Source organism: Streptomyces sp. NBC_01317 (assembly GCF_035961655.1).
Lineage (GTDB): Bacteria > Actinomycetota > Actinomycetes > Streptomycetales > Streptomycetaceae > Streptomyces.
Window position 1 is genome coordinate 2,035,722 of sequence record NZ_CP108393.1, and the last position, 22,616, is coordinate 2,058,337.

Below are 22,616 nucleotides of genomic sequence, written 5' to 3' on the forward strand. Positions count from 1 at the left end.
GGCGGGACGCAGAGTTCGTTCGTGAGAGAGGAGCTCACCTCTTCGGGACCCCTGCGGTGTCCTCAGCCGGGCGGGCCCGGCGTTCGGATACAGCCGTGGGGCCGGCGTGCGCGTCGATGATCAGCGCGTGAGGACAGTCGAGGTAGTTCGCCCAGAACGCCTCCCCGTACTTCGTCCGGCCCTCTTCTGAGACGGTCGGACGAATCCATGAGACACGGTCGAATCCCGCCGCCTCGAGAGCCTGCTCGTGCGCTGCCGCGGACCAGCGGAAGAAGTCCAGGTCCAACACCTCCGGCCCGACCCAGGCCCGCAGGTGCCCCGGCGTGCCCTCCGCCGGTGACCGCTGCGAGCTCAGGAGCATGCCATAGCCCCGGTACCACTGCGGGTCCGTGGAGAACTCCGGGTTGAGGACCGCGGCCACGAACCGCCCGCCCGTCGCGCGCAGCGCTCGCCGCGCCGTCGCGCAGAACCCCTCCAGCGCCTGCCGGCTGGACGCGTAGGGGAGCACGTACACGGCCGTGACCACGTCGAATGAACCGGCGATGTCCGACAGGTCTCCGGCGGCGGGGTCGGCGGCGTTCGCAGCCAGGTACTCCACACCCAGCCCCTCGCCTTCCTCGCGCCGCCGGGCGTGCTCCACCATGGCGGCCGACTCGTCCATCCCCACCGCACGGGCCGCCCCGGCACGGCGCAACCGACGGGCGTACAACCCGCTGCCACACCCGAGGTCGAGCACATTCCGCCCGACGACGTCACCGACCGCTTTCAGGAAGCTGTACGCCTCGACGTGCTCCCGGAACGGCATCTCCTCCATGCTGCTCTCGTACGCCGCCACCGCTGTGTCGAACTGGGAATCCACCGTCATCTCCTCGCTCTCATGTGTTCGGTGTGCACGGCCGGCCCCGGAGGGTGCCCGGCGGGGCACGGGTGCGTTCTTCTTCGTGTGCTGTTCTTGTCCTATCGCCGCGATACGGCGAGGTACGAGCCGGCAGGCGACCGGAAGCGTGAACGCGTTGAACGCCGGAGCGACGGCGAAGACCGCCCGTTCCCAAGCCGCATCGGCCGGGCCCGACATAAAGACCCACTGCGGACGCCCCGAGCCAGCGGCCTACAGCACTCCTCGGCGCGCCCGGAAGGGCCCGCTGCGAAGCCGGCCGGCCGGATCAGCGTCGACGTCATCGACCCCGTGGCGGAGCGGATCCGAGCGGCAGCCGCAGTGCTGAGGGCACGGGTGCGTCCAGCCGTCGAGGTGGCCTTGACCGCCGCCGGCGTGCGTCACAGCGAAGGCACTTCGCGCGTCACCGACGTCCGCTCCTTGCCCGGTACCGGACGGACACCACTAGGAGGCGTCCGGGCGATCATGTGACTGGCTGTTCATCCGGTCGTTGGCCAGGGTGTGGGTGGGGATCGGCGTGGTGAGCTGTCGGATGCCGAGTGGGAGCGGCTGCGGCCGTTCCTGCCGGTGAGCAATGGCCGGTGCGGGCGGTGGCGTGACCATCGTCAGGTGATCTACGGGATTCTGCACCGGGTGCGGACCGGGGTGCACCGGCGTGATCTCCCGGAGCGGTTCGGGCCCTGGAAAACCGTCTACGAACGCCACCGGCTGTGGTCGGCGGACGGTACCTGGGAACGTCTGCTGCGGCAGGTCCAGGCCGCGGCCGACGCGGCCGGAGAGATCGACTGGGATGTGTCGGTGGACTCCACCAGCGTGCGCGCCCACCAGCACGCGGCCGGCGCCCGGACCGCTCCACCGCCAGTCCCGGGCAGGTCAAAGGGGGCCGAGGCCGTGGAACACCAGGCCGAATTGCCGTGGCAGAGTCGGGTCGCCCGGCTGGTGGAGGTGGTGCGGGAGGTGAGGGCCTGGGCCGCTCGCTGGGAGGCTTCACCAGCAAGATCCATCTGAGCGCCGACGGCCGCTGCCGCCCGCTGTCCCTGATCATCACGCCCGGACAGCGGGCCGACTGCACCCAGTTCGCGCCGGTACTGGAGAAGATCCGGGTTCCCCGCCAGGGGATTGGTCGGCCCCGCAAGAAGCCGGACAGCGTCGCAGCCGACAAGGCATACAGCAACGGGCCCTGCCGTCAGTACCTGCGGCAGCGCGGCATCCGGCACACCATCCCGGAGAAGGCCGACAGCCAGGCCGCCCGCCAGCGCAGAGGATCGCGCGGCGGGCGGCCACCTGGCTTCGACCGGGACCGGTACAAGAAGCGCAACACCGTCGAGCGGGCCATCAACAAGCTGAAGAACCACCGTGCAGTGGCCACTCGTTATGACAAGCGCGGCTACGTGTTCCTCGGTACCGTCGCGGCCGCATCCGTCGCCATCTGGCTTCGTACGTGACCGCGTTCAGCTCACCGAAGCACCCGGCGCCAGCGTCAGACCAGAGGCTGCGAGGAAGACTTCAAGGCTGGTGACGCCACTGTCGGTACCGTCGTCCCATTCGACCAGGAGTGCCGAGAGGCCCTCATCCCAGGTGTCCGGTGTGTCGATATCAGGGCCAGGATGCCGCTCAACGCAGCCTTCGCCGTGCCGGTACCAGAGGTACAAGTACTGCCCATCTGCCGTCCGGGCATCCCACTGCGAAGGATAGCCGGAACTCGTCTGCACCACCCGCACCAGCAGTCGGCCCTCAACGTCACTCATCCAGTGATGGTGACGCACCTTCACACCTTGGGCAATCGACTTCAGACCTCGATATGGACGCTCCAACCAGCCGTGATCGCCCGGACAGCTCCGCTAGTCGGCCGACACGCCGGCCGGACGGCGTCCCACAAGATCTTCGCCGACCTCTGCGGGACGAACCGGGCAGGCCCCTGGCCGGGCGAACGGTCGTCAGCGACCCTCTCCGGCAGGCTCACTCGACCGCCGCCGGAGCGGTCATCGGCGTCGAACAGATCCTGGCCTGGACGGTGCCCCGCCGATGGCCGCCGGGATGGCAATTCCCGAGTCTGCGATCGACCCGGCCCGCACACTCGACCGCATGCGGGCCTTCGGCGTCGACATCACCACCGTCCCCCTCGCACCTCCGGGGCATAACCGTGCGGACGACCGTCCACGCTAACGGTTACGGAAGCGGCGCGGATGCGCGGGGTAGACGCCCAGAACGCGTACCTCGGAAGAGAAGAAGTGCAGTTCGTCCAGGGAGTGGGCCACGCGGGTCTCGTCGGGACTGCCCTCGATCTCGATGTAGAAGCGGCTGGGCTGCGTCCCGGCCCCGAGCTGGTAGCTCTCGATCTTGGTGAGGTTGACCGCGTTGCTGGCGAACCCGCCCAGCGCCTTGTAGAGCGCACTGGGAATGTTGCGTACCAGGAAGAACAGACTTGTCACCGTCGGAACGCCGGCGTCCGGCGCACGTGCCGGATCGCGCGAGAGGACGACGAAGCGCGTGGTGTTGTCCGGATCATCCTCGACACCGGACTTCAGGACCCGCAGCCCGTGCAGCTGCGCCGCGGCCGGCGGGGCGAGTGCCGCCTGCCGGGGATCGCGCGACTCCGCCACCTCACGAGCGGCACCCGCGGTGTCATCGCTGACAAGAGTCCGCCAGCCGCCCTCCCGCAGGACCTTCCGGCACTGACTGAGCGCGTGGACGTGGCTGCGTACGGTCTCGACCTGCTCCAGCGACCCGTCCGGTACGCCCATGAGGTCGAAGCGGATGTCGAGGAAGTACTCCCCGATGATGGACAGGCCGGAGTCCGGCAGCAGGTGGTGCACGTCCGCCACCCGTCCGGCCGCCGAGTTGTCCACCGGGATGACCGCCAGGTCGGCGGACCCCAGGAGCACGGCGTCCAGCGCCTGGTCGAAGCCGGAGCAGGGCAGCCCCTGGCTTCCGGGGTACAAGTGGGCCACCGCGGTCGCCGAATTGGAGCCTGGTTCGCCCTGGTAAGCGATGACTGTCATATGTGGTGCCGTGTCCTAGTCAGGAGGTTGTGCCGGTTGCGGGGAGAAGGCTGGTGGTGAACCGGGCGTGCTGCAGTACCGGCGCACTCCCTGTCATGATCGATTCAAGGGGGTGAACGCTTTGGGTACGCGGTAGCGCGTACTGGTACGCCGCCGCGTACACGTCGCGTACCAGATGGTGCGATTCTTCCACCCGCTCGACGATGCCGGGCGTCGCCGCCCCCGCCCCGGCGCCCGAGGCCGCGGCGAGGGTCAGGTCCCGTCGTACGGCCTCCCGCCTCCGGTCCAGCGCGGCACCCAGGCCCGCGGTCGGCGAGTCGGGCGATACGGGTTCGGGGGCCAGCCGTGCGGTGGTCTCGAGCAGGTGCCTCGCGGCCCCCATCGCCATCGCCGTGACCGCGACCCACAGGAACTCCGCCTCCTTCGCCCGCAGCTCCCGCCCCGCCGCACAGGCGGTCAGCCCCGCCGGTATGTACAGGTCGCGCAGCCGTATCAGCAGAGCCTCGTCGTCCACCGCGCCCGAGCGCTCCAGCGCTCCGACACCCACGACGTACAGCGAATTGCACTCCCCCGGCCGCCCGTCTCCTGCGGGCGCGGACCGCAGTGCCAGCCACCGCGCCCGCCGGTATGCCGGGGGCAGTCGCCACACCCCGGAAAGCAGCCGGCCCCCCTCGGTGAGCCGGACGGACGGGACGTGGTCGCCCACGCCGTCGGCGGGAGAAGCCCTGGGAAAGGAGGCGGCCCAGTTGTGCGCCCGGCAGAACGAGTCCCACGCCCCGGTCGGATCGGCGTGGCCCAGACGCTCGTACACGTCGAACACCCGCGGCAGCCCCGCATCCGGGCCGGCCGGCTGGTCGTCCGGCACTTCCGCCGCGTTCCGAACGCTCAGATGTGGCAGGTAAGTCATCCGTACTTCTTCCTTGTCGGTACTCGGAGCCGCGCTCCGGGCGGCCGTGCCCGCAGAGAACCCCGGCGGACCACGGGGGGTGCGTCGGCCCCACGAAGAGAAGGCCTGGCGAGAGGCGTGGCGCGGGCTGAAACGGCCCGGCGGGGACGCGGCGGGAAAGCCGCCGCTCCTGGCCCCCCAATAGCTACACGTACCGGAACACAGTAAGACTCAAGTGTCCTTCATCACAAAAGCCTCAGCAGCGGACCCGACCACAGAAGACGAGCGGTCGGAGGTGGCGTCTGCCCCACGCTCTCGTTAGAGTCCGCTGACTATCTACTCCAATAGTCAGATCACGCCGGAAGGGGCTCGCGATGCCCAGATCTCGTACCTACACCTGGGAGGACCCCGGGACGACGGCATCGGCCGTCGGCGGCACCCCGGGCCTGGAGTTCATGCGGGACGTGCTCGCGGGGCGGCTACCGGCGCCACCGTTCGCCGCGACCCTGGGCACCGTCCTGGAGGAGGTGGAGCCCGGTCGGGCCGTCTTCGGTCTGACTCCGGGCGAGGAGCACTACAACCCGCTGGGGAGCGTCCACGGTGGCGTGTTCGCCACCCTCCTGGACTCCGCCGCGGGATGCGCGGTCCACACCCTGCTGCCCGCGGGCATGGCCTACACCTCGCTCGACCTCACGGTGAAGTTCCTGCGCCCGGTGACCGCCGCGAGCGGACGGATCCGGGCCGTGGGCACCGTACTCAACAGTGGGCGGCGGACAGCTCTCGCGGAGGCGCGGCTGTTCGACGCCGAGGACCGGCTCCTCGCCCACGCCACCAGCAGCTGCATGCTCTTCCCCGCGTCAGCACCCGCCCCCGACGACCGGAATGGCGCCGCGTCGGAGCCGTCCGCCTGAGCCCGGACGCATGACAACACACCCGGGTGGAGAAGGAACGTCGATGGCGAGCATCCTCGATGTCTTGGGACAGCGGTGGACGCTGCAGATCGTGCGTGAGGTGTCCCGTGGTGAGCACCGATTCAGCCGGATCGCAGTCGGCACGGGAGTGTCGAGGAACATCCTGGCGGACCGGCTGCGCCAGCTCACCGGCGTCGGGGTCGTCGAGTGCCGGCCGTACAGCGAGCACCCTCCGCGCCATGAGTACCACCTCACGCCGGCGGGCCTCGAACTCGCCCGGATGATTGTGGAGTTGTGCACCTGGGACAACCGGTGGAACGCGGCGCCGGGTCCCGAAGGTGCCCCTCCGGCGTGACCGGCGCCCCACCCCCCTGACCGGAACCGCTCCCCCGTACCCGGCCCTGTCAGTTCCGCGACGGGAGCACGAGGACCAGGTGGCGATCGTCCGCGCGCCGGCCGCGCAGGCGGTGGTGACCGTCGCGGCCGGCCCGCAGAGCCGGTAACGGATGGAGGATCTCGATCTCACCGCTCAGAAAGCCGGCCGGCAGCGTCACGGGGCGGCGTCCCGACACGTCCACGAGGGCGATGCCGCCCATGCCGGTCCGCCGCTCGGACACGGCGTCGAGAATGCCCACGTGCCGCAGCAGCTCCTTCTGTCTCCCGCGGAAGTCGGCGGCGGCTCCGGCCTCGCGAAGCCCCTCCGCCACTTCCACGACGGTCACCGTCGCACCACGGCGGGCGAGCCAGTAGCGAGGGCCGGACCGGCAACACCCCCACCGGAGATGAGGACGCGGGGAGCCTTGACGTGACTTCCGTTCGGGTCGGCCGATGCTTCGTCGTCTGGCTCGGCGGGCCGTACCGCTTCAGGGGGCGAGGACCAGGAGTGCGGTGCGAAGGCGGAGCCGGAACCCGAGGGACTCGTAGAGGCCGATGGCCGAGGTGTTCGACGCGAGCACGTGCAGGAACGGGGTCTCGCCGCGTTCCTTGATTCCGGCGGCGACGGCGAGCAACAGGCGTGTCCCCAGCCCCTTTCCCCGGCGTTGCGGGTCGGTGCAGACCGCGCTGATCTCTCTCCAGCCGGCTATGTGCATGCGCTCCCCGGCCATGGCCACCAGGCGACCCTCATGGCGGATCCCGAGGTAGGCACCCATCTCGATCGTCCGTGGCAGGAAGGGTCCTGGCTTGGTGGCCTCCGCCAGCGCCAGCATCTCCGGGACGTCGTCCCGGCCGAGGAGCACCGCCTTCTCGTCGGCAGCGGCCGCGATCCCCTCACCGGTGAACTGGAGCAGGGGGATCCGCCTCAGCACCTCCCAACCGTCCGGCGGCTCGACGCCGGGATCGCCGAGCGTCACCGTCGCCCCCTCTCCGGCGAGCGCAGCGGCGTCGGCCCAGTCGGTCACGTCAGGACGGGCCGGGAGTGCCATGAAAGGCGACATGTCGGCCGGGTAGCGCAGCGCGTTCCCCCGTCGCCGCGCGAGGTGGGCCTGGGCACCTGTCAGCGCCGAGTGGATCGCGTTGTCCAGTGGATGTGACGGCATGGTGGGCGCCTCCGTCGGCGACGGGGCTTATGGGGATCAGCCTCCGTGGTTCGTTCGGTCGACTGCATGCTACGTCTCCCGCCTGACTTTCGAAACAAACAGCCAGGCTGCTAGGTTCCTGGCTATGCCTATGAAAAGTCAGCAGCCCACCGGCCCGGGGCCCCGGGCCACCCCCTCCCGCTCCGCCGCCCCGGCGGGAGAGAAGATTCCCCGCCGGTGGCTCGGCCTGATAGTGGTGTGCCTCGGCGTGATGATGGCGTTCGTCAACATCACCGGCACCATTTCGGCCCTCACCCGGATCCAGGACGACCTGCACATCTCGCCCGCCACCCTCGTCTGGCTGACCAGCTCCTACAGCCTGGCCGTGGTCAGCCTGGTCATGTCCGCAGGCACCCTGAGCGACCTGATAGGCCGCCGGCTGACCTTCATCTCCGGCGCCGTCGTGTTCACCCTCGGCAGCCTGCTGGCCTACGTCGCCGACAGTTCCGGCACGCTCATCGCCGCCCAGGCCGTCATGGGGCTGGGTGGCGCGGCCGTCCTGCCGTCCAGCCTCACCATCGTGACCACCACGTTCACCGATCCGCACGAGCGCACCACCGCGATCAGCGCCTGGGCGGCCTGCTCCGGCCTCGGCCTCGCGGCAGGACCGATCATCGCCGGTGTACTGCTGGAACACTTCTCGTGGCACTCCGTCTACCTCACCAATCTCCTGATCGGCGCGGCGGCGGCAGCACTGGCCCCCTTCTTCGTGCACGAGAGCAAGCACCCTTCGCGACGCCTCGACCTGGCCGGCGTGGTCCTGGGCACGGTGACCCTGGCCTCCGCGACCTACGCGATCATCCAGGGCGGTGCGAGCGGCTACGCCGAGCCGCGGATCATCGTCATGTACGTGGTCTTCGCGATCTCGGCGGCGCTCCTGGTACGCGTGGAACTGCGCCACCACGACCCGATGCTCGACCTGCGCCTCTTCCGCAACGCCTCGTTCAGCGCGGTGATGGCGGTGGCCGCCGCGGCCATGTTCGGCTTTGTCGGGGTCGCCCTGCTCAGCGTGCTCTACATGCAGCGCGTCCAGCACCTCAGCACGCTCGGCGCCGGTGTGCGGATGCTGATCCTCTTCGGCACGTTCGTCGCCGTCAGCGCCGTCTCCCCTCGACTGGTGCGCAGGTTCGGGTTCACACCGGTGCTCACCGCGGGCCTCGTGGCCATGGGCTCAGGAGCACTCGCGCTCCTCGCCACGACCCCTTTCGGCGGATACGGAGCCGTGTGGCCCGGCCTCTTCGTCACCGGCATCGGCGGCGGTCTGCTCGTCGCCCCGTCGTCCGCGGCCGCCGTCAGCAGCGTTCCCCCGCTCCAGGCCGGCATGGCCGCCTCGGCCATCAACATGGCCCGCCAGCTCGGCAACGTCCTCGGCCCCAGCGTGCTGGGCACCATCGTCACGACCCGCTTCCCCGACAACCTCCACGAGCGGCTCACCGGAGCCGGCGTCCCCCGCGCCGACGCCCAGAGGATCGCGGAGGGGGCAGCGCACGGCAGCAGCGGTTCCGGCCTGCCCGAGTCCGTCGCCCGGACCGTCGCCGACGTCGTGCCGCGAGCCTTCACGGACGCGGTGCACCGCGGTCTGCTCGTGGCCGGCGTCGTCGTGCTGCTCGTCGCGGTCCCGTCCGCGCTCTTCGTCCGGCACCGGCTGCCGGGCGCGCCCGCTCCCGTCGCTTCCGGCGGCGGGTCCACGGCCGCCCCCACCGGCGGGCCGGCGGCCGGGGCCAGGTGACTTTTGTCCGCCATAGTCAGTAGGTAGGCTGGTCGCATGGATGACCTGTCGAAGTCCCCGGACGCACAGGCGCTCGCCAACTGCCCGGTCTCCCGGACGCTCGAAGTGGTCGGCGCCCGCTCCACCCTGCTCATCATGCGCGAGGCGTTCTTCGGGACCCGCCGGTTCCAGGACTTCACCAAGCGGGTGGGCATCGGCGAGGCCGCCACCGCCGGCCGGCTGAGGGAGCTGACCGCTTCCGGGCTCCTGGAGAAGATCCCCTACCAGGAGCCCGGCCAGCGCGGGCGCTACGAGTACCAGCTCACCGACAAGGGCCAGGACCTCTTCGCCGCCATCATGTCGCTGCGCGACTGGGGCGAGAGCTGGGCGTCGGACGGGCACGGGCCCACCCCCTGGCGCTTCACGCACCGGGACTGCGGCGAGGAGGTCCACACGGTGACGCGCTGCTCGGCCGGCCACGACGTGCACGCCGGTGACTGCACCGCGGTCCGGGAGCCCCGGCGCGCGGTCGGCGACCCGGTCTCCTGACAACGCCACACCGGGACACCGTCCCCTGCCCGCACCGGGGCAGGGAAGGCCAGCTCCGAACACCTCAGGAACACTGCCTGGTGTCAAAGGTGAAGCCGCCCCAACATCTTTTTCAGACCAGCGGGGTCGGCTGCGCCTGGAGGAACTGCGTCTCGTACAGCCGCAGTTCCGACCGCGCCGCCCGCCAGACGCTCATCGCTTGCCTCACATCGGTGTAGACACAGCAGCTCTCTCCTTCGTCGCCCTCGTCGCTGATCGCCCACCATCCGTTCGTGACGTTCCACAGCGTGCGGACATCGCCGCCCGGCAGCTCGAACCCGTGGCGCGTCAGCGTCACCCACACCCCCCAGCCCTCGATGCTGCAGCTCTCGCGATGATCGCGCCCCCAGGACCTCACCTCCTCGGGACAGTGCCCGCGAGCGGTGGCGACCTCCGCGGCGATCCAGGCGGGGACCGGAGTCTCCGACGCGCCGATCAGCTCCCCCGCCCTCCTGGCAGCCGCGGTCGGCCGCGTCGTGTGGGCGGAGATCGCAGCCGGGACCGAGGTGAAGCCCGCAAACCTGAGTTCGCGGGCCCGTTCGGCCGTGATCCCCGCTGAGCCGAGAACCTCGGCCTCCGACGCCCGCCAGGCGTTCAGCGGCTCCGCGTCACGGTCCGCGCGGGGAGGCCTCTGCCCGCAGTCGTCCGTCGTGTCGACAGGCCAGCCCTGCCGACGCCCGCGCTCCGGCGACCGGGAGATCAAGCACGAGGCGTCGGCGGCGGTCCTGACAGCCATCACCGGAAGGAGTCGCCGCAGGGCCACCGGGCTCCACGGGGTTCCCGCCAGGATGCCGGCGGCGCCCGGACCGGCTCCGACACTGGCATAGGCGGAGGCCGAGTACAGGTACTCCTCGCGCATTCTGCGGATCAGACCCAGGCGGTCGGCCGTGGCCGGCAGCACGTACTGGGTTCCGTGTCCGGCAAACCCGTACCGCCGCACGACAACGCGTGTCTGTCGCTCGTCCAGGAACACCTCGGCGTAGTCCGCCCATCCGGGGTACTCGGTCGGTACGTGCTCGTGGCCGAGCTGGTCCTCCCACGTGAACTCCACGGAGCAAGCGTCCTCGGGCGAGGGCGCCAGCGGAATGTCACTGTGATATCTGGTGCCCAGCAGCAAGAAGGCCTCCCGCCGGAGCGCGTCGGCCGGGTCCGCGTCACTGGAGTGAGCAACGGTGTACGAAGCGGGGGGCGGCCCCATTTCGCGCGGTCCGCCGAATCCGTTCCAGAAGAAACGGCTGGGTCACGCACCTTGGGTCCGCGGCTCGACGAAATGCGGGAGTAGCACGGGGTCCAGCCGAGTACGGCAGGCCACCGTGCTACCCCACGACAACCTGTGCCAGGCGGGATCGTCAACGCGGGGCAGGCGGACACGGCACTCCAACAGAGCCGCCGCCCCGAGATCGGCATCAGTCAAGATCCGGACCAATCCTCGCTGGTGCGCCGCAGCAAGGCCCCCTGGTGAGGCAGAATTCCAAGCGATCTCGCGTCGCAGACCATTGCTTCACATGTCCCGACCAGCACTCCAATGCACCTGACACCCCATCAGAACGAGCGTCACATGAGCGTCAAGATGCCGCTGAGAACGTCATTTCAGCGTCAAGACATCGCCCTTCACGCACATGGGGCACATGGGGCACATCATGCGCACCGGCCAAAGCCGCAGGTCAGCGGCCCTTTACGGCAGGTTCGAGGATCGCCACGCACTCCACGTGGTGCGTCATCGAAATGATGTCGGCCTGAGCACGTGATGGAAAAGCCCAGGTCAGAGATCATTTCTCAGCTCGCCGTCCTGCGTGTGGCGGCCTGGAGCGTCAAACAGGCGTCGTGGCCAGCAGCCGGTGAACAGGCCGCCGAAGCCATGTCACCCATCGGGTCCACCCCCAACCGGCTCCGGAGGCCAGCTCACCTGTCACGCCCCGCACCATCTTTCCGACCGACATCATGGGCCAGGCCCGCCGGCCGACAACACCCCGCACCCGGGCGGAGGAACTCCTCGGTCTCGGACGCCAACGACTTCGCGCTGCACCGGGAGAACCCCATCACCGCCCCGGCCAATGTCTCCACCGAACCCGGAACGGTTCACTCTCAACTGCCCCTGCTCAGCCGGACGGTCTAGATCCTCGCGTGAGATCGGACAACAGCAGCTCCAGCTCCCTCTCCTCCTCGACACGAACACCCAGTTCGGCGACGGCCATAGCGAGTGCGGGCTCCCAGGGGGTCTCCGTCGGGGTGCTGACGAACGGTGACAACGCAGGTTGGGCACGGCGGCGCGGTAGTTCGCGGCCGTGTAGCGCCAGGGCAGCCAGGGGACGCGGCGGCGAAGGACGCCGGCGATCCGGAGCCCTCTCCCGTCGAAGTCCCCGTGGTAGTGCAGGGTCGCTCCGTGGTCGTGCAACCCCGGAGCAGTGTGAGGGCGGCGGCGGAAGGCTGGCCTTGGAGGCAGACCGGGGGCAGGCGGGCAGGGCCGAGCATGTCGGCCGCCGCCGCGAGAACGGTCGGGTTCTCGCAGATCCGCACCACGGGATCGGCGACGGCCGGAGGTCTGCGGGTGAGCTGGCGAAGGGTGAGCCCACAGGGTTCGCCGTCTTCGGCCAGGCAGTCCAGGGCCGGGGTGCCGCGCAGGTTCAGGGCCAGGACGGTCGAGGACAGCTCGTCCCGCAACAGCCCCACCGAGGCCCAGGCCTCACGTCGCCATTCGGCGCCCTGACCATCGTGGAAACCGGTCAGCGCACGGGCCCCGGACAGAGTGAGGGTGGCCAGCGGTGTGCCGTCATCAAGGGCGTGAGCCCCGCCAAGGACCCGGGCAGCGAAGGCGGGTAGCGAAACGACCGGGACGGCGGGGAGTGCGTACAAGGCGGTACACACACCGGTGAGCAGGCCGAACGTGACGTCTGGTGTGCGCCCCAGACGCCGCGCCAGGCCGTCGGCGCGTACCCGGGCCGCCCACTCCGCAAGCGCGGGGACCGTAGCGACGAGCTCGTCGAGCGGCGTGTGCGCCCTCCCCCAGGCTTCCTCCTCCTCTTGGCGGGCTTGGACGAGCGATGTGACAGGCCCGGTGAGCGGCGCGACCGCGGCGGCGAGGCCATTCGGGCTAGCGCCCGAACGGCGCAGTACAGCGTCGACCGCTTCCAGCCGTACGGCCAGAGACCTGCCGCCACCGGGGGCCCGGGCGGAAAGTCACCCGGGCGGTATCGGGATCCGCCCGCAGATTGCCCCGACCGACGAGCCTGTCGAGCGCGCCGACGACGGCGTCCGGCTCGGCGGAACGGACATCCGCCGGCAGCGCGGTGTGCACGTCCTCGGGCCGCAGGTGAACAGCGAACCGCTCCTTGGCCGTCAGGAACGTCCCCATCACGTGGCGGTAGAGCGGGGTGTTCGGCACCGTGAGATGAGCGAAGGGGCCGAAGCCCGATGGCGCGGGAAGGGGGCCGGCGAAAGCACTGGGGGCGGTGACAGTCATCGCCGCCATTGTCCCTGAGGCGCGACAACCTCGGAAAGAGACCGAATTATCCGGCCGGTTCACCCCGTTCTGACCGGTTCAGGATGTCAGGACGAAGCCGGAGAAGGGGCGTCTCCCGATCGCCCCCGGGCTGTATCCGTTCGGGGCAAGGGTGACCTGTCCCGAACGGGACCTGCTGTCGGATACCGCCGATACCCTTGGCTGTAGGCGCGCGACCATCGGACCGTACGCGCGCGGCCATCACACAGCCTTCGGCAGACCTTCGAGGTGGGGGACCAGAGTGAACGCAACGCCACTGAGCCCGGACGATCCGGCCGAGCTGGGCGGGTTCACGCTGCTGGGACGGATCGGCCACGGCGGCATGGGCCAGGTCTACCTCGGCGAGTCCGCTGCCGGTGAGGCCGTCGCGGTGAAGGTGATCAAACCCACGGTTGTCGATTCGGAGACCCGGCAGCGGTTCGCCCAGGAGATCGAGGTCCTCAAGACGGTCTGGGGACCGCGCGTCGCCGCGTTCGTGAAGGCCGACACGGAGTCGGAGCAGCCGTGGCTCGCGACCGAGTACGTGGAGGGACCCGACCTGCGTCGGCTTCTCGACACCCGGGGTGTTCTGTCGCCCCTGGCAGCCGCTTCGCTCGGAGCGACCCTTGCCGAGGCTCTGGCCGGAGTCCACAGCCAAGGGCTGCTGCACAGGGACCTCAAGCCGGCGAACATCCTGCTCGGCCCCAACGGCCCCAAGATCATCGACTTCGGCCTCGCCGTCTTCGCCGAGTCCAGCGCCTCCCTCACCGCGCCGAACATGGTGATGGGCACTCCCGCCTGCATGTCTCCGGAGCAGGCGAACGGGGAGAAGCCGCTGACGGCCCCGGTGGATGTGTACGCGCTCGGGGCGGTGCTGCTCTTCATGAGTGCGGGCCACTATCCGTACCAGGCCGACCACGTACAGGTGCTGTTCAGCCACATCGTCAACCCCGAAAAGGCCCCCGACCTGACGGGAGCCCCCGAGGAACTGGTCGGTCTCCTCTCGTCCATGCTCAGGTACGCGCAACACGACCGTCCGACGATGGACGAGGTCGTCACCCAGTGCGTTGCGGTCATCAAGGCGCACGGGGCGACCGTGGCCCAGGCCCGACGGCAACTGGCCTCCCTGACCAAGGTCGCGTACGGACCGCCGGAACCCTCCCACGTACCGGCTCCGGCTCCGCCGCCCACCGCCGCCGAGGCCTTCTCCGAAGTGCCGACTCTCCTGGCCCCGAACCTGGCGGCCATGGCACCGACTGTCCCACTGCAGCAGCCGTCCGCCGCCCCTGCCCACCCGCCGCGCTACACCCCGACGGTAGCGGTGACCACCCCGGAGGCCGAGCCCACGGCCGAGGCCCAGCCCACGCCGGCGCCGCATCCGCGCCCCCGCCGTTCCGTCGCCGCGCTCCGGATCGCGGCACAGTTGCGGGAGACGTACGCGTCGACGGCTCCGTTCTGAGCGGGACGGCAGGCCGCGACGCTCCAGGGTGCACCAGGCCGAGGTGGTCCTCGCCCCTTGTCCGGGGGCGTGGCCCGCACGAAGATCTACACAGTTCAGCAGCTATCAGGAGGTACCGCGGGTGACCGCCCAGCAGTCCAGTCGGCAGTCCAGCGGGCAGCCCGTCCCGGGCACCGGTCCGAGCCTCCCGCCCGGCGCCCAGATCGTCGTACGCGACGAGGAATGGCTGGTCAAGAACGCCACCCGCACCGATCACGACGGCGACCGCATCGAGGCTGTCGGGATCTCCGAGTTCGTCCGCGACCAGGAGGCCGTCTTCTTCACGGGCCTGGAGCGCACCCGCGACGGCGCGCCCGGCATCGAGCTGTTGGACCCCGCCAAGACCACCCTGATCAGCGACGACTCACCGAACTTCCGCCGCAGCCGGCTCTTCCTCGAAGCGATCCTGCGCAAGACCCCGCTGCCCCAGTCCGAGCGCGGCCTGGCCCTCGCCGACAGCTTCCTCCTCGACCCGCTCCCCTATCAGCAGCGGCCCGCGCAGCTCGCGCTCTCGGGCCGGAACCTGCGCCCCCGCCTGCTGATCGCGGACGTCGTCGGCCTCGGCAAGACCCTGGAGATCGGACTCACCCTCGCGGAGCTGATCCGCCGCGGCCGCGGCGAGCGGATCCTCGTCGTGACCCCGCAGCACGTTCTGGAGCAGTTCCAGCACGAGTTGTGGACCCGGTTCGCCATCCCGCTGATCCGCCTCGACTCCGCGGGCATCGAGCGGATCCAGCGGGAGATCCCGGCCGGCCGCAACCCCTTCACGTTCTTCAAGCGCGTGATCGTATCGATCGACACCCTCAAGAACACCGATCAGTACAAGCACCACCTGGAGCACATCCGGTGGGACGCCGTCGTCATCGACGAGTCGCACAACTTGATCAACCGCGGTTCGCTGCGCAACCAGCTGGCGCAGCTCCTCGCGCCGCAGACGGACGCCCTCATCCTCGCCAGCGCCACCCCGCACAACGGCAACGCCCGTTCGTTCGCCGAACTGATCGCGCTGCTTGACCCGGCAGCGATCCGTGACCCGGAGCGTTACTCTGCCGAGGACATCAAGCACCTGTTCATCCGCCGCACCAAGGTCAGCGCCGAGGTACGGGAGAAGATGTCCGGCCAGTGGGCCGACCGAGGCCCTTCCGAGTCGGTGCACTGCCCGGCGACCCCGGCCGAGGAGAAGATCTTCGACGAGCTGGCCCAGGTATGGCTGCCCGCCGAGGGGCGCTCGGTGACCGACGTCCCGCTCTTCCCGTACACCCTGCTCAAGTCCTTCCTCTCCTCGCACGCCGCGCTGAGCTCCACGGTCGAGACCCGGATCAAGACGCTTGAGAAGAAGGACGCCCCCGACGCGACGGGCGCCGAACTGACCGCCCTCCAGCGTCTGCGAGAGCTGACGGCCGATCTGACCACTGAGGATTCCGGCAAGTTCACCGCTCTCGTCGGGCAGTTGAAGGCGATCGGCGTCGGATCGCGCAGCGAGACACGTGTCGTGGTCTTCTCCGAGCGCGTCCAGACCCTGGAGTGGCTGCGGTCCGCCGTACCGGCCGCGCTCGGCTTCAAGGGCAAGGCTCTGGAGGAAGCGGCCCGCGTGATGCACGGCGGCCTCTCCGACGAGCAGCAGATGCAGTGCATCGAGGACTTCGGCCTCGCCGACGCACCCGTACGCATCCTCTTCACCGGCGATGTGGCGTCGGAGGGTGTCAACCTCCACCGGCAGTGCCATCAGCTCATCCACTACGACGTTCCGTGGTCGCTGATCCGCATCGAGCAGCGCAACGGCCGTATCGACCGTTACGGGCAGATCCACAAGCCTCAGTTCCGCGCCCTGATCCTGACCAGCGAGGTGGACGGCGCGAAGGACGACCGCACGGTCGCCGAGCGCCTCCTCGAACGGGAGCACGAGGCGCACCGCTCGCTCGGCACGGCGGAGGCGGTCTCCGGGCTGTACCGCGCGGAGGCCGAGGAGAAGTCGCTGATCCAGGACCTGCTCAGGGGCCGGACGGTCGACGAGTCGCTCCAGCACACCGCAGACGAGGCGGGCGGCGCGGACGATTTCCTGGCCGACTTCTTCGCCCAGGTCGACGACGTGTCCGCCGAGCCCGCCGTCGCGGCCCCGGTGTCGGACGGTTCCTCGGCTGCCCCGCCGAAGGCCCACGTGCCCCGTCTCTTCACGACCACCCGCGAGTTCGTCGACGAGGCGGTACGGGAGGTCTTCCCGGACGCCCAGCAGTCCCTCGGGATGGACCGGGACCCCGAGAACGGCCTGATCTCGTTCAAACCCCCTGTCGACCTGGTACACCGGCTGAAGGCGCTGCCGCCCGACTACCGCCGCGAGCAGCGCCTGAGCGAGCGGCTGCTTGTCACCCTCAACCGCAAGCTGGCCGACCGGGCCCTCGTACGGGCCCGTGAGTCGGGCACCTCCAGCTGGCCGGAGATCTCCCTGCTCACCGACCTCCACCCGGTGGTGGAGTGGCTGACCGACAAGGTCCTGGTGAAACTGGGCCGCCAGGAGGCCCCGGTTATCACGGCCGACGTCGATGCCCCCGTGTACCTCGTGCAGGGCATCTACTCCAACTCCCTCGGCCGCCCGACGGTCGTCAAGTGGATGGCCGTCACGGGCGAGGACGTCACGGACGACATGGTGGGAACACTGCGCGAGGCAGGTATCGGCCCGACCATGGCCAACCCCTTGCGGCCCCACGACGTGGACGGCCTGCGGGCCGGTATCCCGGCCGCCCTGGAGGCAGCGGAGGCCTTCCTCTCGCGCCACAGCGCGGAGTGGGACAAGGCGCTCCTCGCCCCGATCGAGGAGTACCGGCAACGCCTTGGCCAGTGGGAACAGCCCACCCTCGCGGGCGAGGAGACCAAGGACGACCTGTCCCGCCTCGCCGACTCCCTGCTGACGACGGGCCGGCCCATGCTGCGCGTCCTGGCCGTCCTCGATTCCGCCCACGGCTCCGCCGCGCACGCCTAGGAGAATCCCCATGACGTACGACTCCCTGGTCAACCGCGGTGACTACTTCTCCGCGCACTACCTGGCTGAGGTCTTCCCGAAGGACCTCAAGTCCGGGCTCCTCGCAGCCTGGAAGACCCGCGAGGAGGAGGCCAAGTCCTCGGACTCGGACGGCTCCGAGCAGGAACCGGCCCCGGACGCCTTCCCGGTCACCCCTCGTCTGGGTCTGCGCGCCCTGCGCCGCCCGTACTTCCGTACCCGCGCCTTCTTCGCGGAGGCGGCGGTCACACACGACGACGCGACAATGTACGACGCACCCGAGTGGCGCGAGAGCGCGACCGCTCTCAACGCCTCCGTTCTCCGCGCCCTCGGTTATGACGCCAAGCCCCGGACCCTGACGGTCTCCCGGGCGGACCACACGTACGAGATCCCCGTCGCGCACGCCGAACCGGGCCTGGTGGCAGTCGACTGCGGCTGGGCGGCCGAGCCGGACGCGGCCCTGGACCCGGACGGCTCCGGCCGCCTCCTCACCCCCGTACAGCTGGACGCCTCCACCGTCCTGCGTACGGGCTCGAAGCTCGCCTCGTTCCTCTTTGCGAGCGAGGACGCGCCACGGTACGTGCTGCTGCTGGCGGGCGGCGTGATCGTCCTCGCGGACCGGGCGGCGTGGGGCGAGGGCCGCTACCTCGCGGCCTCCCTGGACACGGCCCTGGACCGCAACAACACCAAGGACGGCCAGGAACTCGACACCCTGGCGGCCCTGTTCGGCGCGGACTCGCTGCGCACTCCGGAGGCGGGCGGCGAGAACCCGCTCGCCGGGCTCGTCGACAAGTCCACGAAGCATGCCGTGGGCGTCTCGTCCGAACTCCGTGACGGCCTGCGCGAGTCGGTCGAACTCATCGCGAACGAGGTCCTTGCACGGATCACCAGCCACGACGGCGTCCGCCTGGAGGACGTGAAGGAACTCCCGGAACTCTCCCGGCAGCTCACCCGCGAGTCGCTCCGCTACCTGTACCGCATCCTGTTCCTCCTGTACGCGGAGGCCCGCCCGGAGCTGGGCATCTTGCCGTCGGACTACCCCGAGTACCACCAGGGGTACGGCCTCGGCCGCCTCGGCGAACTCGTCGCGGAGCGGGACCTGGTGGGCGAGAAGGCCCGCGACGGTGTCTACCTGTACGAGTCCCTGGACCTGCTCTTCAGTAAGGTCCAGGAGGGCTACCGGCCGCGCCGCACGCACGGGGTAGGTGCCAAGGACTCCGAGGATGTCGGCCTCCGCTTCGAACCCCTCCAATCGAAGCTCTTCGAACCGGACTCGATCCGTCTGATCGGCGCGGAGTCGGTCAAGGACCCCCGCCACGACGACGACTCGGACGAGGGCCCGCGCTACCTGGACACCCGGCTCCGCAACGCGACCCTGTACACGGTCCTGCGGAAACTGATGCTCACCCGGGGCAGGAAGGGAGAGCGCGGCGGCTTCATCTCGTACGCGCAGCTCGGCATCAACCAGCTCGGCGCGGTGTACGAGGGCCTGATGTCGTACGCGGGCTTCATCGCCGGCGAGGAACTGTACGAGGTCGCGAAGAACGGCGACCCGAAGGACGGCTCCTGGCTGATCCCGTCGTCGAAGGCCGACGAGTACGCGGATTCCGTCTTCGTACGCCGCAGGGACGAGGAGACGGGCGCCGATGTCCGGGTCCGGTACCGACCGGGCTCGTTCGTCTACCGCCTCTCCGGTCGCGACCGCCAGACCTCAGCCTCGTACTACACGCCGGAATCCCTGACGAAGGTCACGGTCCAACTGGCCTTGCAGCACCGCCTGGACCAGGACGACACGGTCACGGAGGCCCGGGAACTCCTGGACTGGAAGATCTGCGAGCCCGCCCTCGGCTCGGGCGCGTTCCTCAACGAGGCCATCAACCAGGTCGCGGCCGAGTACCTGCGCCGCCGCCAGGACGAGACCGGCCGGGCGATCGACACCGAGCAGTACCCGGTGGAGCTCCAGAAGGCCAAGGCGTACATCGCGCTGCACAACTCGTACGGCGTGGACCTCAACTCGACGGCGGTCGAGCTGGCCGAGGTCTCGTTGTGGCTGAACACGATGCACCCCGGTATGGAGGCGCCGTGGTTCGGCCTCCACCTGCGGCGGGGCAACTCGCTGATCGGCGGCCGGCGGGAGATCTACGGTCCGGAACGCCTGAAGAAGGGCGGCTGGCTGGGCGCCACACCGGAACGCTTCCCCCTCACGGAGGCTTCGGCGGGCCTGCCGACCGGCTCGGTCCACCACTTCCTGCTCCCGGCGAAGGAGTGGGGCGCGGTCGCCGCCGAGAAGGAGGCGAAGGCCTTGGCCCCGGAGGAGGCGAAGGCCCTGGGCGCTTGGCGCAAGGCGATCACGAAGTCACCGAGCGCGAAGCAGACGGCCCGGCTCCAGGGGCTCGCACGTCGGGCGGAGTACCTGTGGCAGCTGGTGGTGCGTCGTTTGGAGATCTCCGAGCGGGACATCAGCCGCAAGATCGACGTCTGGGGTGCGGAGCCGGAGTGGTTGCGGCAGCCGGTGGAGGCAGTGCAGCGAGAAGAGGTTCTGGCGGACCTTGAGGCGGTGGACACCCCATACTGGCGGCTGAAGACGCTGATGGACGCGTGGTGTGCGCTGTGGTTCTGGCCGGTTCAGGAGGCGTCGCTGCTGAATGGTACGAATCCCCACTACCGGCAGGCGGCGGAGCTGGCGGAGCAGTCGGCGGCGTATGAGGTGGCCGTCTCGGGGGCGGAGGAAGAGGACGGGGACGAGAGCGCCGGTGTCCTGATGTCCTGGGAGGAGGAGGCCCTCCCCGGTTTTGGTACGGAGGCCAAGCAGCTGTCCTTGACCCAGGAGTCCGTGGCCAAGCGCCGGATGGGCCGCCGCAAGGAGTCCATCACTGAGCGGCGCCGCGAGGTGATCCCGCTGACGAACCTGGACAACTGGCTGGACTTCGCGGAGTCACTGCTGGGGACGCAGAACGTGCCGGCGGAGTCGTTGATCGCGGAGTTCGAGTCGCTTACTGAGCTGACGCCGTATGAGGATGCGCTCCCGGACTTGATGGGGATGGATCGGTCTTATTGGCTGGAGTCCCGGTTCCCTTGGGCAGCTCGGTCGAAGGACATCGCCACCCAGCAGGGGTTCTTCCACTGGGAGCTGGAGTACGCGACGGTCTTTGAGCGGGGCGGCTACGACCTCCAAATGGGTAATCCGCCTTGGGTTCGCCCCGACTGGGATGAGCGCACAGTACTGGCCGAGCTTGATCCATGGTTCTCCCTCACAAACAATCCCGACATGGCCGAGTGGCGCGAACGGAAGGAGGAAATAACCAAGAAAGTTGCAGGTAAATCATTCTTCCTGAATGAACTGTCGGACAATTCCGGCACAGTAGCTATGCTCGGAAGCGAATCCACATACCCTCTAATCGCCGCAACCCGTGCCAATCTATACCGCGCATTCATGTGTCAGACATGGAAGAATTCAAGCCCGCCCGGAATGACTGGGCTGATTCACCCCGACACTCACTTCAGCGGAGCCCAGGAAGGTCTACTCCGGGCGGCAACTTACACTCATTTGCGCCTCCATGCACACTATTGGAATCAGCGTCGCATTTTCGCCGACATTAAGGAAACACGGCAATTCTCGATCAACATTTACGGCCACCCGGGCGCCGTAAGCTTTAAACACATGAGTTGGCTTTTTGCGCCGGAGACCCTACCTGCATCGCTATGCCACGACGGAACTGGAGGCCCCCCCGGAATCAAACACGACGGCTCTTGGGATGTCCGCCCACACCGGGCCCGCCTCGTAATTGTCAATGATGCCCTCCTAGCCCAATGGCAGAAACTTTCTGGTGAGACGGATGAGTCAACCCGTCAGGCCACCATGCTCTATCCGGTAACCGGTAACGAGCAAGGCGCCATCACTGCACTCTCTTCTTTCAGGAATCGCCTGGGGGCGCAGAACCCTCGTATCACCGTCGGAATGTTCGAGAATCTGGCCACGAAAAAACTCGGACTATACCGTCATGCCACAGGTGCGCCCTTCACACTGTCAGAGGCCATTCTCCAAGGGCCCCACTTCGGTGTCGCCACCCCGTTCGAGAAGCAGCCGAACATCCCCCTGAAGAATCGGAACGACTACGAATCCTGGGACCTCACACAACTCCCCGAGGAAGTAGTTCCTCGCACTAACTATGTGCGCGCATGTAACCCAGATCGTTATCTCAGCGCCCAGGATCAATGGAATGGCGCCCCGTACACGAAATATTTCCGCCTCGCCTGGCGAAGCATGATCCCCCTCGACACCGAGCGGAGCCTGTTCGCAGCTCTCATTCCGCCAGGCCCAGCACACCTCGACACAGTGCGCTCAATGGCACTCGCAGATAATCTCACCACTACCTTGAATGCCGGATTCTGGGCTTCCCTCCCCCTCGACTACCTACTCCGCATCACGAGCCGTTCCCATCTAGTGGTTTCGGACGCGGTCAAGATGCCTGCACCTGCTCCGGATCACCCCCTGGCCCCCGCACTCCTTCTTCGTACACTGCGCCTCAACTGCCTGACCAATGCGTACGCCCCCCTCTGGGAGGAGCTATTTCACGCCACGTGGCCACACTACGAGGACTGGGCACACTCTTGGCCTAATCTCTCGCCTCTCGCGCAGCACCTAGTGCCATTTTGGGCACACGACACTCCGCTTCGCAGCGAGTACGAACGGCGTGCAGCACTAGTCGAATTGGATGCCCTCGTCTCAGTCTGGCTCGGAATCAGCGCCGACCAACTGACAACGATCTACAGGTCGCGCTTTTACATCCTGGCCCAACGTGAGTCGGAGATGTATTTCGACGCCAATGGCCGCAAGATCGCAGCTAGCCACCACACCTACGGGTTCGGCCAAACCAAGGAGACCTACTCGGCTCTCCTCGATCACCTGAACAACCCGTCCGCCACTCCGCCGCCCGAGGGGTACACCGCCCCCTTCTACAAGGCCCACCGTGAGACCGAGATGCGGGCCGCGCACGCGCACTTCTCCGCTCGGCTCGACGCGGAGATCGCTGCCGGCCGGTGGGAACCGCCTGGGGAGGCCGACGCCTAGGCAGACG

At 68.8% G+C, this 22,616-nt stretch carries 16 protein-coding genes and 1 pseudogene; 8 read left to right on the plus strand and 9 right to left on the minus strand.

What is annotated here, in order from left to right; genetic code table 11:
• Positions 1-34: 34 nt before the first annotated feature.
• The gene (locus OG349_RS08565) at positions 35-1,075 is read right to left on the minus strand and encodes a class I SAM-dependent methyltransferase (RefSeq protein ID WP_327234053.1); all 1,041 of its coding nucleotides are present in this window, start codon (positions 1,073-1,075) and stop codon (positions 35-37) included.
• Positions 1,076-1,396: 321 nt separating this feature from the next.
• Between OG349_RS08565 and OG349_RS08570 the strand changes: the two genes are divergently transcribed.
• Positions 1,397-2,340, plus strand: a protein-coding gene (locus tag OG349_RS08570; protein WP_442806220.1) for an IS5 family transposase whose coding sequence is annotated in 2 segments (ribosomal slippage) — positions 1,397-1,780 and positions 1,783-2,340 — 942 coding nt in all. Because the reading frame shifts where the segments join, the coding sequence is not laid out codon by codon here.
• 6 nt (positions 2,341-2,346) lie between these two features.
• Here the strand turns inward: OG349_RS08570 and OG349_RS08575 are convergent.
• The 3 genes from OG349_RS08575 to OG349_RS08585 all read right to left on the minus strand — a co-directional run bounded on the left by OG349_RS08575 (position 2,347) and on the right by OG349_RS08585 (position 4,804).
• Positions 2,347-2,643, minus strand: a complete 297-nt coding sequence (locus tag OG349_RS08575; protein WP_327234054.1) for a hypothetical protein — start codon at positions 2,641-2,643, stop codon at positions 2,347-2,349.
• A 414-nt stretch (positions 2,644-3,057) separates the two neighbouring features.
• A complete protein-coding gene (locus tag OG349_RS08580; protein ID WP_327234055.1) occupies positions 3,058-3,897 on the minus strand; it encodes a prephenate dehydratase in 840 nt (279 codons plus the stop codon).
• Positions 3,898-3,916: 19 nt separating this feature from the next.
• Positions 3,917-4,804, minus strand: coding sequence for a hypothetical protein (locus OG349_RS08585; RefSeq protein ID WP_327234056.1), 888 nt, complete (start codon positions 4,802-4,804; stop codon positions 3,917-3,919).
• A 353-nt stretch (positions 4,805-5,157) separates the two neighbouring features.
• Here OG349_RS08585 and OG349_RS08590 point away from each other — a divergent pair, with 353 nt between their 5' ends.
• Positions 5,158-5,694 carry a PaaI family thioesterase gene (locus OG349_RS08590; RefSeq protein ID WP_327234057.1) on the plus strand — a complete coding sequence of 179 codons (537 nt, stop codon included), beginning with the start codon at positions 5,158-5,160 and terminating at the stop codon, positions 5,692-5,694.
• 43 nt (positions 5,695-5,737) lie between these two features.
• Positions 5,738-6,049 carry a winged helix-turn-helix transcriptional regulator gene (locus OG349_RS08595; RefSeq protein WP_327234058.1) on the plus strand — a complete coding sequence of 104 codons (312 nt, stop codon included), beginning with the start codon at positions 5,738-5,740 and terminating at the stop codon, positions 6,047-6,049.
• 49 nt (positions 6,050-6,098) lie between these two features.
• Here OG349_RS08595 and OG349_RS08600 read toward each other — a convergent pair whose 3' ends face one another.
• Together OG349_RS08600 and OG349_RS08605 are read right to left on the minus strand one after the other, a co-directional pair.
• Positions 6,099-6,416 (minus strand): hypothetical protein, encoded by a 318-nt coding sequence (locus OG349_RS08600; RefSeq protein WP_327234059.1) that lies wholly within the window; start codon positions 6,414-6,416, stop codon positions 6,099-6,101.
• Between the two features lie 141 nt (positions 6,417-6,557).
• Positions 6,558-7,232, minus strand: a complete 675-nt coding sequence (locus tag OG349_RS08605) for a GNAT family N-acetyltransferase (protein WP_327234060.1) — start codon at positions 7,230-7,232, stop codon at positions 6,558-6,560.
• A gap of 124 nt (positions 7,233-7,356) precedes the next feature.
• Here OG349_RS08605 and OG349_RS08610 point away from each other — a divergent pair, with 124 nt between their 5' ends.
• The gene (locus OG349_RS08610; RefSeq protein ID WP_327234061.1) at positions 7,357-9,000 is read left to right on the plus strand and encodes an MFS transporter; all 1,644 of its coding nucleotides are present in this window, start codon (positions 7,357-7,359) and stop codon (positions 8,998-9,000) included.
• Positions 9,001-9,036: 36 nt separating this feature from the next.
• A complete protein-coding gene (locus OG349_RS08615; RefSeq protein WP_327234062.1) occupies positions 9,037-9,528 on the plus strand; it encodes a winged helix-turn-helix transcriptional regulator in 492 nt (163 codons plus the stop codon).
• A 112-nt stretch (positions 9,529-9,640) separates the two neighbouring features.
• Here the strand turns inward: OG349_RS08615 and OG349_RS08620 are convergent, their stop codons facing one another.
• From OG349_RS08620 to OG349_RS08635, 3 genes and pseudogenes are all read right to left on the minus strand, one after another.
• The gene (locus OG349_RS08620) at positions 9,641-10,618 is read right to left on the minus strand and encodes a hypothetical protein (protein WP_327234063.1); all 978 of its coding nucleotides are present in this window, start codon (positions 10,616-10,618) and stop codon (positions 9,641-9,643) included.
• 888 nt (positions 10,619-11,506) lie between these two features.
• Positions 11,507-12,711 (minus strand): annotated as a pseudogene (locus OG349_RS34810) (TIGR02679 family protein).
• Entirely contained in the window at positions 12,659-13,027 is a 369-nt protein-coding gene (locus OG349_RS08635) for a DUF2397 family protein (RefSeq protein ID WP_327234065.1), read from the minus strand. Before OG349_RS08635 ends, OG349_RS34810 begins: the two are co-directional and overlap by 53 nt.
• Positions 13,028-13,307: 280 nt before the next feature.
• Between OG349_RS08635 and OG349_RS08640 the strand changes: the two genes are divergently transcribed.
• The 3 genes from OG349_RS08640 (at position 13,308) to OG349_RS08650 (ending at position 22,609) form a co-directional block, all read left to right on the plus strand.
• Entirely contained in the window at positions 13,308-14,504 is a 1,197-nt protein-coding gene (locus tag OG349_RS08640) for a serine/threonine-protein kinase (protein WP_327234066.1), read from the plus strand.
• A 121-nt stretch (positions 14,505-14,625) separates the two neighbouring features.
• Positions 14,626-17,520 (plus strand): DEAD/DEAH box helicase, encoded by a 2,895-nt coding sequence (locus OG349_RS08645; RefSeq protein WP_442806221.1) that lies wholly within the window; start codon positions 14,626-14,628, stop codon positions 17,518-17,520.
• A 10-nt stretch (positions 17,521-17,530) separates the two neighbouring features.
• A complete protein-coding gene (locus tag OG349_RS08650) occupies positions 17,531-22,609 on the plus strand; it encodes a class I SAM-dependent DNA methyltransferase (RefSeq protein ID WP_327234067.1) in 5,079 nt (1,692 codons plus the stop codon).
• Positions 22,610-22,616: the final 7 nt, after the last annotated feature.

Coding starts and splice junctions, on each gene's coding strand:
- OG349_RS08585 (WP_327234056.1), bottom strand. CDS start 4,804: ATGACTTACCTGCCACATCTGAGCGTTCGGAACGCGGCGGAAGTGCCG.
- OG349_RS08635 (WP_327234065.1), bottom strand. CDS start 13,027: ATGACTGTCACCGCCCCCAGTGCTTTCGCCGGCCCCCTTCCCGCGCCA.
- OG349_RS08565 (WP_327234053.1), bottom strand. CDS start 1,075: ATGTCGGGCCCGGCCGATGCGGCTTGGGAACGGGCGGTCTTCGCCGTC.
- OG349_RS08590 (WP_327234057.1), top strand. CDS start 5,158: ATGCCCAGATCTCGTACCTACACCTGGGAGGACCCCGGGACGACGGCA.
- OG349_RS08595 (WP_327234058.1), top strand. CDS start 5,738: ATGGCGAGCATCCTCGATGTCTTGGGACAGCGGTGGACGCTGCAGATC.
- OG349_RS08575 (WP_327234054.1), bottom strand. CDS start 2,643: ATGAGTGACGTTGAGGGCCGACTGCTGGTGCGGGTGGTGCAGACGAGT.
- OG349_RS08610 (WP_327234061.1), top strand. CDS start 7,357: ATGCCTATGAAAAGTCAGCAGCCCACCGGCCCGGGGCCCCGGGCCACC.
- OG349_RS08580 (WP_327234055.1), bottom strand. CDS start 3,897: ATGACAGTCATCGCTTACCAGGGCGAACCAGGCTCCAATTCGGCGACC.
- OG349_RS08615 (WP_327234062.1), top strand. CDS start 9,037: ATGGATGACCTGTCGAAGTCCCCGGACGCACAGGCGCTCGCCAACTGC.
- OG349_RS08605 (WP_327234060.1), bottom strand. CDS start 7,232: ATGCCGTCACATCCACTGGACAACGCGATCCACTCGGCGCTGACAGGT.
- OG349_RS08650 (WP_327234067.1), top strand. CDS start 17,531: ATGACGTACGACTCCCTGGTCAACCGCGGTGACTACTTCTCCGCGCAC.